We start from the raw sequence: 16193 nt of genomic DNA, 5'->3' as shown, positions 1-16193 counted from the left end.
AACGATGAAAATGACCGTAACAGAGGCGGCCACCGCGGCGCGGGGCCACTGGCCCCGCATTCTGCCCGCGCTGGGCGTGAAGGTAATTAAAACCGCCACATGCCGTGCCCGGTCTGTCAGGGAACGGACCGCTTTCGCTTCGACGATAAGGACGGGCGCGGCACGTGGATTTGTAATCAGTGCGGAGCCGGTGACGGCATGGACCTGGTGAAAAAGGCGCTCAGCATTACTTTCAGAGAGGCCGCCGCGCGCGTAAACGACCTGACCGGCAACCTGCCGCCGGTAGCGGCCGGCAACAGTACCGCAGCCGGTCCCGAAACGGACGAGGCATCCCGCGCCGCAGCGGCTGCACTGGCAAAGCAGCTGGTCAGTACGGCAAAGGACGCGGCGGGCAACGCCTACCTGTCCCGCAAAGGCCTGCCTGAACAGGCGTGCCTTACGCTTTCGAAGGCGCATAAGGTGGCGTTAACGTCCTACCGCACCGGCGATGTGGTTGTACCCCTGCACGACATGAGCGGCCAGCTGGTTAACGTGCAGCTTATCAATGCCAGCGGAGAGAAGCGCACGCTCAAAGGCGGCCAGGTGAAAGGCGCCTGCCACGTTCTCAGCAGCGCTAAGCCGGCAAAGCGCCTCTGGCTTGCCGAGGGCTACGCGACCGGCCTGACGGTGCATAACCTGACCGGTGATGAGGTGTGGGTTGCGCTCTCATCGGGCAACCTCCTTTCTCTGGCTGGCCTTGCCCGTGAAAAGCACGCCACGCTGCCGCTGATGATTGCCGCCGACCGCGACCTTAACGGCAACGGTCAGGATAAGGCGAAGAAGGCCGCTGATGTCAGTAACGCCGTCGTCGCGCTGCCGCCCGTGTTCGGCGACTGGAACGACGCCTTTGTGCAGCTCGGCGACGTATCGACGAAGCAGGCGCTTGCTGAGGCCGCCGCACCCGCCGCCGCCAGCCCGTTTGACGTGATGAGTGAGGCGGAGTTTTCGGCGATGAGCGCCAGCGAAAAGGCGGAGCGCGTTGCTGAGCATTACCGCAACGCGCTGGCGGTGGATACCAGCGGCGAAATACTGTCACGCTACAGGGCAGGCGCGTGGAAGGTCATTTCGGGGAAGCAGTTTGAGCGCGACGTCGCGAAACTGTTCCAGCGGCTGCGCGCGCCGTTTTCGGCGGGCAAGATTTCAGGCGTGGTGGATACGCTGAAGCTGATGCTGCCGCAGCAGTCCGACCCGGCGCGCCGCCTGATAGGCTTTCGCAACGGCGTGCTGGACACGCGCACCGGCAGCTTCAGCCCGCACAGCAAACGCTTCTGGCTGCGCACGGTCAGCGAGGTGGACTTTACCCCGCCGGTTAAGGGCGAGACGCTGGCACCCCACGCGCCGCACTTCTGGCAGTGGCTGGACCGCGCCGCCGGACGCGACGCGGCAAAGCGCGATATTATTCTCGCGGCGCTGTTTATGGTGCTGGCGAACCGCTACGACTGGCAGCTGTTTCTGGAGGTCACGGGTCCTGGCGGCAGCGGCAAAAGCATCATGGCCGAAATCGCCACGATGCTGGCCGGAACGGACAACACCACCTCCGCGACCATCGAGACGCTGGAGTCAGCGCGCGAGCGCGCGGCGGTAATTGGCTTTTCGCTGATAATTTTGCCCGACCAGGAGAAGTGGAGCGGCGACGGCGCGGGCATCAAGGCGATTACTGGCGGCGATGCGGTATCCGTGGACCCGAAATACCGCGATGCTACTCAACGCACATTCCGGCGGTGATTCTGGCGGTAAACAATAATCCGATGCGCTTCACCGACCGCAGCGGCGGGGTGTCGCGCCGCCGGGTCATCCTGCACTTTCCGGAAATTATCCCGGCAAACGAGCGCGACCCGCAGCTGAAGGAAAAAATCAGCGGCGAGCTGGCCGTTATCGTGCGCCAGCTGATGCAGCAGTTCAGCCAGCCGCAGGACGCAAGGGCGTTGCTTCAGTCGCAGCAGAACTCTGATGAGGCGATGCGCATCAAGCGCGACGCGGATCCGATGGTGGACTTCTGCGGCTACCTGTTCACCACGCCGGAACCTACTTCGCTTTACATGGGGAACGCCAGCATCAGGCCATTACAGCCGAGGCGCTATCTCTACCATGCCTATCTGGCTTACATGGAGGCGAACGGTTACAGGAATCCACTCAGCATGAAGATGTTCAGTCTGTCGCTGGAGAGCATTATGCGCGAGTACGGGCATCATTATCTGAAGCGGCGCACGAAGCTGGGGATGCAGACCAATCTCGATCTGACTGAGGAAAGCAGCAGCGACTGGCTACCCAAGTGTGATGCCACCTGAAATTCATAATATTTAGAACCGGCGAAAGCCGGTTTTTCTGCACAAAAAGTGGCCGCAAAATCTATTTGGCCGCCTGTAAAATCTGTTCACCACTTTTTATAAGAGTGCTTTCGTAACCGAATCCTACAAATGAGACTTTAGGCAGCTATGAGCGATCTGCGGAAATTGCTAACAGCGTTCTGTGTGAATCAACGGGGGAGCAGGTTAATAACAAAAGTTCGCTTCTGGTGCGGACACATACTTGCCTCAGGGGAAGAGCAAAAGGTCGAAGGTCAGCAGATTGCCGCCTGCGGTGTGTTATTTAAGATCTAGCTCAGCAATCACTCGTGCAACAGCTGCAATATCGCCTGCCGATAGTGGCAACAGAGTACGAGGCAGACAGTCCGCATCGGTGAGTCCAAGCAAGCCTGTGGCAGCTGCAATAACGCGGATACTTCCACCATGTTGACGGAACAACGCCCATAAAGGATTAAGCTCAGTCGTTAAGGCAGTAACACGTTCATTATCGCTAGCTGCTGCAGCCTGTGTAATGTATTACGCTGTTTCCGGGAACAAGCCTCCGCATACCGAATACCAAACTTCGCAACCGGCATTTAAGCCCAGCCCGGCACAAGCGTCACCGCTAATGCCAATTGTAACGCCTGGGCGAAGATGTTGTCGTAGTGTATTAACTCGTTTAGGAGCAGCAACATGGTTATCAGGTACTCCAGGAATCTTAACCGAGCGAATTCCTTTCAGTGATGACAATTGCCTTTACAATTTCATCTGTAAAGGTGAAATGTGTAGTGCCTGGGTTGTCATAAACACACATCGGACATTAAATGCATCTCTCAGAAACCACCTTAAGCTCCCCGGCACACCAAGTCGTCAGCCCGACTGCGCTAACCGGCAGGCCGGTAAGCTCCACCAAGCCAAAAGCGGCATTTCGGGCTTGGCGGTATAGGAATGAAAGTCCTGCGGAAATTTCATGATCAATGCCTAATTCTTTAAGGGCGCTCCGCCGCTTTTAACCAGTCACTGACGCCTTCGACACCCATGGAAAGTAGCACGTCTTGCAATGTGACAACTCGTTGCAGCATTGAGCCACAATCAGACTCCTCACTCTCTTCTGCTTCTGCGAATAAACGCGTCATCAATTGAGTGAGATTGCCATTATGATCAAACATGTATTGCCCCTTGCTGGAGGAGTAGGTTAAATAAATCTCCGCAACAGACAGGGCATACACCGCATCGTGTTGTGAAATCGCATTTAACCACTCATTAAAACTAAAGAGGTGATGGCGGTTTCTATCATCAGGGGTTTCGTTCTCAAAAACTGCAAAGCAGCGAACAACTAATTCAATCGGTATGAAAACTACACCTTTCTTACTATTGAATAATTTTCCCAACTGGCGTGCAACTTCTATGGCATGAATCCCGACCTGATTCAAACCCGCGTCAAGTCCTCTCAGGCATTTTTGCCGATGCTGATGAAAATTATCCATATTCGCCCAGACGTTAGCTGCACCTTGCCAGGCTTCTCTGGAATTCAGTTCATTCAGATCGGTAATGAATACATCGAAGCTGATATATCCAGTCATTACACACAGTGCCGAAATGCGTCCCCAGGTTACATGATCTTCATCATTTCCCTCTCGATAAAGCCGAAGGAGTAAAGGTTTTACGACGTCAAAATGGCTATGGTAGGCATAATAAAGGCATCTTTCGGCAATATTCCACAGCCTGTGGCTGTCTTTCATGGCGTTATGGAATAAATCCCACCCTAAATGAAAGGATTTGCTCTGAACAAAGGGCAAACGTCGTAACATCAACGCACGAATAGAGGGATGCTCCGTGAGAGCAAAACGATGCAATGCAGGAACCAGTAAATCGGGAAGCTTTTGGTCTTCCTCAAGAAAATTATCAGTCAGGATCATTAGCGCTTCAGCCACATTCCCCTTAACCATATTAATACCTGAATTGATCAAATCCCGGAGGTCATTTTCGAAGGGATCATACCGGTCAAATCCAGAGAAACTCACAGCCAGAAAAATCAGCCGTTCTGCAGTGTTTAAGTCCTGTATTACATGGGCACAGGCTTCAAGAGCTTTAGCTGAGGTACGAGTGTTGCGCCACTGCGCGGGGTGTCTCTCCAGTTCTTCTATGACCTGAGTTGCAAGAACAGTTGCATCAGGTTCTTCCAGTGGCGTCCATGTCTCGTTAGTTCTCAAATTGCCATAGCGTTGGGCCAGGTACGTTGTGACACCGTTCATGATGTTTTCACGAAATGTCGGCGGTATGTCTTGCCAGAAATCAGACAGAAGGCTTACAAATCGTGAAGGCTGCCGGGAGGACGCTGATTGCAATTGGTTGCCGACTGCGCTCTCTCCTCCAATATGAAAATCATCCCAATCCCGTTGCGTATGGCCATCATAATGATGCAGGACGTGCAGTACTCCTTTGTTACTGAGACTCAGGAAAACCTCATACGAAAATGGTGGTGCAATCCAGCCACCTCTTGAATAAATATAAGGCTGGCGGATCAATGTCCCATGGGTTCTTTCATAGTTATCGAGTAACGTCTGCAATTCGTCGTTACGAAGATGACACGGTACAGGCACGATAAATTCTGCGAGTCCCTTTAATTCCCAAGGATCAGACTCACCTAAAGCACCTCTGCTCCGGAGGGTCATAATGCTCGTCATCACGGCATCCTGCACTTCTGCAGCGAGCAGATGGAACGCAGAACGTATTAATTCCCCTATCTCATAAGGGATTTCAAACTTCAGCATGTCACGGTCACATAGAATGCGGCCTATCAAATCAATATTGGTCTTAGAAGAAGCCGTGCAGGCAAGTATGCCGAAATAGAGCAATGAACCCTCAGAGTTAAAACACAGTCGTTCACGGTTTTTCTGCCACCAACCTGAATGGACAGTAGCATGATGGGATATAGCCGCTTCAATAGCATCAAAGAGAATGAATGACGCGTCAATATGGCCTAAATCCCGTTTGCTATGCGTAGCGTCATAGGAAGTTTCGCCCAGAAACCCGTGTCGATAACCTGAGCGAGGATTATCACGGTTTGTTGCCCTAATCCGGCTCCAGTTCTCAACTGATCCTATGGCTAAATCAAGCAGCTCGCAGGAATGCACCATGCGTTGACGAAAAAAATTGTCGTTTCGATGTCCAAACTCGTGAGACTGGCAACGCAACTTATTATTGAACCGATAATCTTGTACATCTTCATCGCTGACGTCATCTGTTACAAAACGCCAGAGCAAAGCGTCTTCTGCGACACCTGCCTCCACACACCCCGCAATCACTCTGCCCAGAGCAAAGTGCTCCGACTGCGGTAATGTGAACAACCTTTTGAGTAATGGGGTGACGATGCCCATATTTTCTAACTGAATGCGGGACAGATGCAGAGATAGGTGGTCCGCAATTTTATTGCCATCAAACCAATCCAGCTCCAGCACATCCAGCCAGAACGACACCACACCGGGAGTGTCTTCATTGCACCAATGAGCGATCCGATGAACATGGATCTCTAACCCGTCTGTGTCATGGTTAATTTTAATGAAGGGCACCAGGAATTTTATCCAAAACCGATGCCATTCGATCGAACCACCTCTGGCATATATTGCCTGAAATACATCGCGGTAGTTTTCGCGTAAATCGCGTATAAATGACCAGTCTTCATCCTGTGGGTCATACTCAGCAAATGATTCTGCCACCAGACGTCTGATATGAAATGCTGCCTTCCCCACCAATACGGTTCTAAGTTGCTTCCTGAATTCACGTCGATCTCCCTGAGCCAACTGAGAAATAAAACTTCGAATGCTCGGGCGTACAAATGGAACGGGCGGTAAATCGTTGATAAATGCATTCAATGTGACGCCATTACGTATCGCATGGCTGATAACAAGCACATCCAGCAGGGTCTGGTGACCAAACGTCAGCTTGCCATCCTGAGTTTCCTGCAAGACGTTGAGGCTACACAGTTTCCGCCGAATATTATGAGCAGCATTAAAACGCTGATGAGGTATTACAAGGCTTCTGCTTTGCAGCATTTCCGAAGCAATGGCCTCAACCGCGCGGACAGCACCGTCTCCTAACTCACTATCGGCAAGCACAACTGCATCAAGATAACGTTGCGCCAGTGCCTGACTGGTTACAGCATTGAAACTGCCTCCCCGCATGGCTAACTCGACAAATAAGGCTAACTCCCGGGGATTGCTTATCAGTTCGCGGGTGACACCATCTATATCTTTCGATGTTACAGAAAGCTTAGCGAGCAAGGGAGCGACCTCCGTGTCCCATTCCAATCGCGGACATTGAAATTCACAATCCCAATGCCGCTCAGCAATGCGCCTGTCGTAATGTCTGTCAAAGTCGCGACATGCAGTAACAACAGTGAGATTAGGAATTAAAAGCAGCCGGTCAACCTGCGCAAGAAAATACTGCAGTACACGATGTTCCCGGGCGATAGACAACACATCTAAAGAATCAATAATAATTACGACGTGAGTGTTTTCTGCAAGTCTCGCCGCTTCCTCAACCCATTGCAGCGATAATCCCTGAGCCTGGCGCTCTTCCGGGGTGGTCACATCGGCGAATTCGCGTGACTGAATAAAAAGAGGTTGAATGCCAGAATCCGTTATTGCTCTCTCTTCTAAGATCTCTTGCAATTCAAGCATCACACAGGTTTTACCTGAGCCAGGAAGGCCTGTCAGCAGAATGGCCCTTTTTCTCGCATCTACAGCGATAAGCAGTTTATCAATGACTGGGTTAACAATTCGCTGTCCGGCAATATGTCTGCGCCATGCCCGACCAATCGAAGACGTACCTGAAAACGAGCGACGTATTGCTGCGAGTTCCATTGGCGGAACCAGGAATGAACCGGCCTGTTGGACAATCGTCCGCAGGTCATTTTTGGTTAAGCGGTGTTGCGCAGAGGTAGACGGGCCGAAATCCTCCATGCGCGCTCCAAGTTTATCCAGGCTCACCCAGAGTGCATTAAACGCAGCATCCGGATTGCTCACGATGAACTGTAAACGCTCCCGCAACTGCTGCTCCATTTGGTCAAGATCGCTAGTGGTAATGAAATTGGTTCTGGACAGAAATTCAAATGTTGAAAGTTCAGGCGCAATTTTTACCAGCTGGTTTGATAAGGTTTCATTAACGCGGTGCTGTGCAATGCCCAAACTCTGTTCATAACGTTTAGCATCTGACTGAGAGGTGCGGTGCTCTTTGAGTTTGGCGAGCTCACCAAAATTGCTGCGCGAATAAAAACGGACATTCGCTTGTGGATTGCTGGACAGCAGCAGGAAGGCTTTATCCAGTTCGGCACCAAGATCAGTTAGTGTCCAAGCTTTGAAATCGGGGTGATTTTTTTTGCACTGACAGGCGATGAGGTGGTCATCCGTTTTGCCAACGACGACATCATCAACCGAGTAGTTTATCGAGTCGACCTCAATCCATAGGAAATCTGGATTGGATAACACCATTAATGCCCACTCAAAGGCCACTAAAGTCTGGTATCCATCACCAAGATTTGAACGTATCCCAGCAACACTCATAAATTAGTCCCTGTCAGAGGGCATGGTTAACTTTTATCAATATGCCACATCGACCTGCATTTTGAATGGGTCAGGCCCCTGATGTAACCATGCCTGAACGCGAATTATGCTTACATTAACAACCATTAATGGTTTGTCATATTTTTGGCGATTTTCAAACAAAGCATTTATGTTCTGCTCACTCCAAATCATATGGGTTAAAACCCATTTAAATACATACCTGACCTGCTCCCCGTTGTTCAACACAGGCTGTTGTTAGCGGCTTCCGCTTTTGGCACTTAGCTGCCTTAGGCGATGTTCAATGTCAGCTGCGAGCTGTGAGTTTAACCGGTGCATTGCAACCCTACAGGCAGCGGTCACTTTTACTCAACGATAGCCCGATGTGTGGGTTAGGCATTAACTGAAGAATAGGTTCACAGAGGAGATCATCTTCCGCAGACGTACCGTCAGCACATGAATCGTGCCTGAAAATCGGCGCATTCATGTTGTTACCGTAATCCTGAGCTACAACCATCCGTTATTAAAGCCTACTTTTAACGGCGAAGATCGCTGTCTCTAACGGACATGCTCTGTGTCTCAGCTGTTCTCTTATTGTTGCTGTAGTTCTTTACCGCAGAGGTTTTGCGAATGAACCTGCAGGTCTCACTCCCGTGAAATGCCCCCAGTCAAATAGTAATCATGAGTAAATATATGTGTAGCCAAGTCTGAACTGCCTAAATAGCCTACCAGATTAAATACGCATTCTTCAGCCAAGGCGCTTGGCGAATACCGTGAAGAATTCATGTGTCCCTGATCAATGTAGCCTCCATAGATAAATGCCTCGATGACGAATTCTGAACAAAAAAAAGTGCGTCCTGCACGTTTTTTTACCGGAATTGATGAGGGGGGCTTAGTCCAGTAACGCGGGTTTCGAAGCTCTCTTAGCTCAAGCAAAGGAGCTTTGAATGCACCCCATGTGCTGTATGGGGTCATTATTTCAGCGTGTTGTTTACAAAACCCGATTACCTTATTGCTAAGATCAGGCACGCCGTTGATTTTGGTGCCGGGGCATCTGCAAACAGCTATATATGGGTATCGGGTGACAAAGTTTTCCAGTGTCTCTTCAACAACCCCTTGCTGCACTGCCTCTGTTACTTTTCCGGCACCGGTATAAATCGCAACGTGTACATAGTCCCCGGAGGACCCATGGGAGATTATCCTGTGAACTAATCCCTTTTCACTAAAGGCACAGAAAAGCACATCAGCGGGTTCGAGCTCGGCGGCTGTTAGAAAACGTGGCTGAGAGAGGTCCATCAGAATTCCAGCATAGCGCTTATCTGTTATGACCTTTGCGTAATGAAGGGGTCTAAAGATTGAGTCAAACCGGGAAAGAATGCGCGTCCTGCTACGTCTCATCGACGTTAGTTTATTGAACCATCTGATCATATGACTGCACCTGTAGATGTGGAAAACGACTTCTATCCGGATACACATCGGCCTGTTTATCAATTTTAAAATGCATCTGTTCCATGAGTAAATCCACGAATAACCCAAAATGCAGGGAAGTATTCAATACCTGGGCGGTTGATTTTCCTGAATCATCAGGACGAATGAAGTCGCCAGAAACTGCCCTCCGGACGTTCGCCCCGGTGACTTTAGCTGCTGTACAGTAACCATGTGCTCATATGATGGTGCCTGCATCCTGGTGTCGTAGATAAACCATAATGCCCAGTAATAACCTGTGGGGCTCTCCGTAAAAGCAATTGAGAATTGTGAGTGCCTGAGTTTCAATGGCGTGGATTTTATAAAGCAAGTGTGTTGCCCGAAAAACGTGTGAAATGACATAACACTTCTGTTTGCGATTTCACATTTGGCAGCAATAAAAAATAATGGGACTCAGTCATGGCAAATAAGACAAGAGATGATTTCAGCGCCAGAACTATCAGAACCCTACAGGAGCGGGCCGGTTGCCGGTGCTCAATGCCTGGTTGCGGAGTTTTGACAATTGGCCCAAGTGAAGAGTCACCAGAAAAATCAATTAACCTCGGCGTCGCTTCTCACATTTGTGCAGCAGCGCCTGATGGACCACGTTACGACCCTAGTATGACTGCCGCAGAGAGATCGCATATCTTCAACGGTATCTGGTTATGTGTCTTTCACAGCGTGTTAATAGACAGGGACAAGCACAGTTTCCCTGTTAGTGCCCTGCACGCCATGAAAAAAGCCCATGAGGAAGCTATTAAGCTTGAACACAGGTCAGGAAACGGATTTCTTCAGCATGCTGATTTCATTGCTGTAGGTCCCGGCATTGTCGGGCTCGGTGAACTGGTGGGTACCACCGGTAACAACTGGTCTGTCAGGATTGACCACTTCGTTGTCGGAGAATTATCAAAACTTATTATTCTGATAGAAAGTTTTGAAAAGCAGAAGCATGAAGACCGTTACATTATCATTAATGCGCTCGGTGATGGTCGGCAACTCGCTACTGCACCCTCATGGAAAAAAAATGGCACGTCAATTGAGCTGACATTCGCTGTAGAAAACCGATATCCACGTAAAAATGCACATCATCTGGGTTCGACCCTGGCGACAAACAGTCTTAATGATATCTTCGTGGAAAACGGTGATTTGGCCGTTGTGAGCGGAATTAGCGCCCTTCCTCAGAAAATCAGAACGGTACTGTCTTTTATTCGGGGAGAGTCTCCCTTTTACCCGAGTGCGGGTACGCGTTTGAAAGAGTATTTTGACGAATTTGAAAACTCACCTTGGCTAATGCGCTGGCTAAAACTTGAGGTCATAAGGCAGTCATGCATTCCTTATCATGACAGGGTGTTGAAAAATACATCAACACCGCTTGAATGTGTCAATAAGGTGTATGACGTGAGACCGGGAACTCATAATTCCGAAAACTGGCGCGAGTTTTACTTTGAATTAGACGTTGAAGGGATCGGTCTCTGGAAAGAAACACTCTCAATATTTGTACCACAGGGTGATATGGCTCCAAAACCTAAGGGCTGGGGAAACCTGTGTATTGAATGAGCAAGGTGTGGTGGCATTAACATTATCCGAATGGTATTGGTGAGTAACTAATAAAAACCGCGTTCATCTTAGACTGCAATTCGTCATCGTTTTAAAACCACGGGTGTCTGTTGAGCTAAAATGCTCTGGCAGGATGAAAGATGCATGTACAACTGCAAATGCTCAATCTTCAACCGGCATGTTACTGCTATGATTTGTCGCGGACATACCCGCCACAATCTGTATTAATCAACGGGGAGTAGGTCAATACAGTCTGCAATGGTGTCTGGCCGAGGGTGGGGAACGTGGCGCGGATGGACTATCTGAATCGGTACGAGCGCGGGAAGTGGCGCCATTTTTGCTTTTCGCCTGCGGGCTTTGGCCACGCGCCCCTCAATTTTCCAGAGCCGTATCCATTTAAAGAGGAGATTGCCGTTGACGTTGTGCTCACGCGCGAGGGTGGCAATGCTGCCGTTTTCCTCAGGGTTTTAAGCGCCATGCGAACCAGCCGAAACTTAAATTCGGGCGTGTAACGCTGACGTGATAAAGATTTTAAGTTAGTCATCAGGTGTCCACCTAATTTGAATAAGTGGACGCTTAAATTACAGGAATCGATCCTTCCTCCAGCATCGTCATAAATTCATGTGTGTCACGTGAAAACTGAGCGGCTAATAACGCCGTAAGGACCCGTCTTCATTAATAAGACGCTCTCCCCTTGCTGCTTCGACAGATCGCACAAACCAGAACCAGCTGTCCTGATGCTGACAGGGAGCAGCATCAATCAGATTAAGCACCTCCACTCGGGAGTACCCTCTGAGCATGCTTGCAACATAACGAAACTGCTCAAGCCTGAGAGGGATGTTAAACAGGCGAGTAATACACCTCTCATGCACGACCTGATGGGCAGGTGTGGTTTTGGATGATAATCGAAATAACAAACCATTCTGATCGATATAATCAGAATCCATGCATCGTTGTAACGCTTCCACCGGAAATTCATCAAGCCGTTCAGCGAATACCTGCGGAATAAGTGCAGCAAGTACAGGTGATGCAAGCATCCGCTCCAACAGCGTGTCATGGTAAGGCATTAGCCCATTCATGGCATTTAAGACTGAGATCGTTCGATCCTCATGTTCAGAATGTCGCAACACAAAGTCCGCCGCTATGTCTGGCGCAATGTCAGGGGCAAAAGGCAGCAACTCTCTAATCGTTTCAAAATCTTCTGCATTCAGCATCCTGTGACGCAGGATCCATTCTCTGAAAGGATAACCTTCACAGTCCTCTGTTTTGACATAAAGTTCAAAGTTCGTTTTCTTATGCCAGTCCTCATAAAGCCTCAATACCTGCCGCAAGTGGAATACCGGAAGCGCATCAGGCTGATGAGCAATAAACTTTACGATGTGAACCATGCCCTGAGGGAAGACTCGCGTAATCGCGTTCAGAATATCTTGCATTGCTTTTGGCTGCATCGGACTGCCCAACCGCCGCCAGAGTTCGTCAATGAGTGTGACGGGAGCCTCAGGAAGCCAGCGCATACAGGCCAGTGATGGAATGTCGTGAAGTCCCGCAAAAGACGGCGGCAGCTCAGCCAGCATTTCAGGCAATACCTCCACTCCGTGACGTGCAATTAATACTCTCCACCCTGCCTTCTCATGACCCGCAGCAATCCATTGTCGCGCCGTTTCATCATCGATGTCCGGGGAAAGAGCATCAGCAAGCTGGTGATGATGGGTATCAATCCCTGCGAGTGCCACTCGTTGAAAGCGGCCAATCCAGGGAGAGCCTTTTTCGACAATGGCATAGCCGAGGACTTCCAGCGCCTCCGGTGACAGAGAAGCGAAGTTTGTCAGCAGTATCTGAAACACCCTGTCATCGCCACAACCCGTAAGAACGCGATTTAGTTCAAACCACGCACTGGAGTTTTTTTTGATGACAGAATCGATTAACCGCCCGTATTCTCTGGCGATATGCTCTGCAAGGCTTTTATTGCTGCGCCGTTTTGCGGTCGCACGAAGCCACCAAGCTTTTGATGCAAATACGGTGTCAAGATGGGGGCTGACCCACGCGGGTATATTGGCACAACACCCAAGCGCAACCGCTGCCGCCCTTGCCCACGATATCCGCCCGTCAGCCGCTGCCTGCTTGAGCCATGAGCTCCACTCCGGCCCACCTCGCTCGGCGATCACATTGAGTACAAACTCAGTATCAGGCGAACCCAGCCAGTCAGCCAGTGTTGCCCGTTGTATGTAAAGTTTATCCGGACAGATAGCATCATCCCACTCATGCGGATAACACTTCGCAAGGCTGAGTGATGAGAGCACCTCAAAAGCCTGCCGAAAAAATTCTGCGCGCCCCCCCTTGAGGGCAGCCAATGCCGCTCGATTTCGCACCGCTAGGCGATGATCAGCCAGACCCAGTCTTAAACTATCTACCAGCGCAGGCGCAGGACGCTCCACCCTTCGGCTGGCATCAAGCATAGCTGAAAGCACAATATCTTCTGTGACCATTGCACTAACATCCCTCTCCCTCGCAGCCCCACCTGACTGAATAGCAAGCGAGAAACTCTCTCGAGTGCGAAGAGGGTTTATGGTAAGACAAGCCACATCGTCACATAAATAGCCATGACCGGCGAGCCAGCTCCAGTAAAGATCATGGACGGGTAAAGTCAGACCGGCGCGTTCCTGAAGTGTACCCAGACTTTTAAGGATCCTGACAGGATTTTCAAGACCGGCCTTCGCAGCACGATGCTGAAGTGCCTGGGTAAGGCGACCAAAGGAGCGCGTGCCTGCAAGCGACAACTCTGCGACCGCGCAAGCAAGTACATCCGTAAACCTCTCGGGCAGGTCTCGCATGAGGTATTCGTGAAACTGACGCAGCAGATCGCCGGTTGTTGTCGACCGCGCATCGGAAAGAATGTGTATGGCCAACAAAAGAGGGAGCCGTAAAAGGTCAAGCACCGCATCTGAAGGCAATGCTTCGCCAGGCGTAGAAGTTGCAACGGCGCGTTTTATGTGTTCTGGAATGGGTAAATCCAGCCCCCAGAGCTTAAATGCGCCGTCACCCACATCAGCAAATTTGGCGGTAGCAAGCACACGAGTGTTGCGCCAAGCCCGCAGTGCCCGTGCTTTCTCACTCGCCTGTGAAGCGCTCGCAAATTCAGACCAGCTATCAACAAAAACACAAATTCGCGGGTCATTGAACAGTCCCGGCAAATCGATTCCCGGAATAGTGTCGGTGATCATTGCTTCCATCTCACCCCAGCTTGCCACTAGTCCAGCAGGAAGGAAGAGAGGCACGATCGTACTGGACGCAAGAAGACTCTTTGCCGCATGCCAGAGCGCGAGCGTTTTCCCCGAACCTGGCTGGCCTACAATAAGGTGTTTTTTATCTGTATGTTCGGTCAGTTTTGCTATTGTTGTGCTGAGAGGTGCGCCATCAGCCACCATCTCAGTCAGTCTTGGCTCTACAGCGAAAACTCGCATCAGTGCCTCTCGAGCTTCACTCTTTGCTTTCGGAAATAACAAATCCACTGAGGGAGGCATACCGGCCTCAATTAATGACTCAGCCAGCACCCTGAGGTCATCACCCGATAATGACTTTTTCGTTTTGCTGGGTTGACTTAGGAAACTGACCGCAATGCTAGAAGGCACTGCGATGGACGTAGCTCGCTCCAAGCATGACTTGAGATTATCGCGATTCAATCGGCGAGGTCCACGACCAAGGGCACATGCAATGACATCACAGAACACGGCATCGTATGCGCGATGTGCCATATCTGCAGTCGACTGTAACTCATCGCGCATATCTATCAGTGCCTGGCGGTTACTTACTTCCAGCTCGCGCCAGTCTGGGGCTCCACAGGCAAAAATCACCGAACGCACAAGCTCATCTCTGAATTGTTCATCAGAGCTGTCACGGACAAAGATCTTCAACGGCTCAGAAAACGTCCGCTTAAGCAGAGCAGCCCGAAGTTCACTGGCGCCCCCCCCCTTGGCGACTTCTCCCCAGGCGACCAGGCCAGCGGTACCAGAAGGCAATGCATCTTTGCGCTCCTTTCCTGCAGAGGATGTAGTGAGAAATACTAGCCTGACGACTCGCCCTGGATTGTTAACGCGAAGCCTGAAAAGCGATTCAATAGCAGCCAGTACATCCGGTGAGTTCAACGTCACAGCACCCGATTCACGCGTATCTTTTGCCTGTGTCGCACTCAGAATGTCATCAAGTGTGCCTGAGTTACGAAGGATTTCAGTGAAGTCTTCGGCAACTTCCAGATAAAGCTCATCTCGAGGACCCAACGACAGCCAGGCTGCGGCTGACGCGTGAATTTGATAAATGTATCCGCGCAGTGAGGCCGTTGCCTGCCTGGCAATATCCTCGGGAGGAACCCGCCAGGGTTGTAAGGGATCACCGAAGTTGTAAACAGAATCTGATGACATAGCAAAACTCTTCTGTAAAGCAGCGACATTTATGAACGAAATATGCCAAGAATATCAATGGATATTAGCCTATGTAGCGCATTCTTCGCACCCCTATTAAAGGAAGAATAATTTCGGTTTTACTCTCAGATTTAACAGTAGAGTTAAGCGGTGATTTGCAGAAGAGTTGTTGCGCTTAATGGCGATGCCCACACTAATATGAACACGGCTAGTTTATCGCTGGACACAAACGTCTGTGCTCTCTCTTTGACTACATTTTCAGCCCATTTTTGGTGGTGCATTATCTTGATGAACATGTTAACTGTCCCGGTCGTGGTTGGGCAATTCGTTATGCCGTTCGTCAGAATTTTATGGTTAACCCTGACAAGATAACCACGAGTGTTTGTCGAATTCTTCTATCGCATATGGTCCAAAGAATTGAGAGTAAGGCCGTATACGAAACCATTCTGGCCAATCCTGGCGTATGCAGTTCGATTGAGCATGACGGGCTAGTTACCAACCGTGAGATATGCTGGAACCATCCGTATCTGAAGTTGAAAATGAAACATTAATCAATGTGGTAGGCCATCCATTCGACATTTTTTACAAAGATGTGGTAGCGCACAAAAGCTGGGAATCAGATTTGATGCGCCGGAAGCTGCAATCGCACATGTTACAGGGACTGGAAAGCCGTGCTTTTTACGATTATGTTGCCAGCCATAAGGGGGGATGCGCACTGGAGCACGATGGTTTTGTTACATATGCAGAGGTCACTGACTGGTCCCATCCATACCTTTTGATTGAGAAAAAGCATTAAGGAGAGCCACTAGACGGGACATTTGGCACTGTCATGATGTTCATAGCCAGCAGCTAATTCATGTCTGCTTCGAGCG

At 50.3% G+C, this 16193-nt stretch carries 5 protein-coding genes and 2 pseudogenes; 3 read left to right on the top strand and 4 right to left on the bottom strand.

The features are described 5' to 3' along the window. Window positions 1-4 precede the first annotated feature (4 nt). A pseudogene (locus HA45_RS15445) lies at window positions 5-2327 on the top strand (phage/plasmid primase, P4 family). 297 nt (window positions 2328-2624) lie between these two features. Here HA45_RS15445 and HA45_RS28245 read toward each other — a convergent pair. From HA45_RS28245 to HA45_RS15430, 3 genes and pseudogenes are all read right to left on the bottom strand, one after another. After that, window positions 2625-3141, bottom strand: a pseudogene (locus HA45_RS28245) (dihydrodipicolinate synthase family protein); the annotation flags it as partial. Between the two features lie 172 nt (window positions 3142-3313). After that, window positions 3314-7888, bottom strand: a complete 4575-nt coding sequence (locus HA45_RS15435; protein WP_100701334.1) for an AAA family ATPase — start codon at window positions 7886-7888, stop codon at window positions 3314-3316. A 642-nt stretch (window positions 7889-8530) separates the two neighbouring features. Further along, window positions 8531-9181: a C40 family peptidase gene (locus tag HA45_RS15430; RefSeq protein ID WP_100701335.1), complete on the bottom strand. Its 651-nt coding sequence runs from the start codon at window positions 9179-9181 to the stop codon at window positions 8531-8533. Between the two features lie 588 nt (window positions 9182-9769). On the opposite strand from HA45_RS15430, the gene HA45_RS15425 reads away from it, so the two are divergent. Continuing rightward, window positions 9770-10906 (top strand): GPW/gp25 family protein, encoded by a 1137-nt coding sequence (locus HA45_RS15425; RefSeq protein ID WP_128598968.1) that lies wholly within the window; start codon window positions 9770-9772, stop codon window positions 10904-10906. A gap of 647 nt (window positions 10907-11553) precedes the next feature. On the opposite strand, the gene HA45_RS15415 is transcribed toward HA45_RS15425, so the two are convergent. Next, window positions 11554-15321 (bottom strand): hypothetical protein, encoded by a 3768-nt coding sequence (locus tag HA45_RS15415; RefSeq protein ID WP_100701338.1) that lies wholly within the window; start codon window positions 15319-15321, stop codon window positions 11554-11556. Between the two features lie 508 nt (window positions 15322-15829). Here HA45_RS15415 and HA45_RS15405 point away from each other — a divergent pair. After that, window positions 15830-16117: a hypothetical protein gene (locus HA45_RS15405; RefSeq protein ID WP_128598967.1), complete on the top strand. Its 288-nt coding sequence runs from the start codon at window positions 15830-15832 to the stop codon at window positions 16115-16117. The last annotated feature ends 76 nt before the right edge of the window (window positions 16118-16193 follow it).

The organism is Pantoea rodasii (genome assembly GCF_002095465.1).
GTDB classification, from domain to species: Bacteria; Pseudomonadota; Gammaproteobacteria; order Enterobacterales; family Enterobacteriaceae; genus Pantoea; species Pantoea rodasii.
This window is presented reverse-complemented; position numbering and strand designations above follow the sequence as displayed.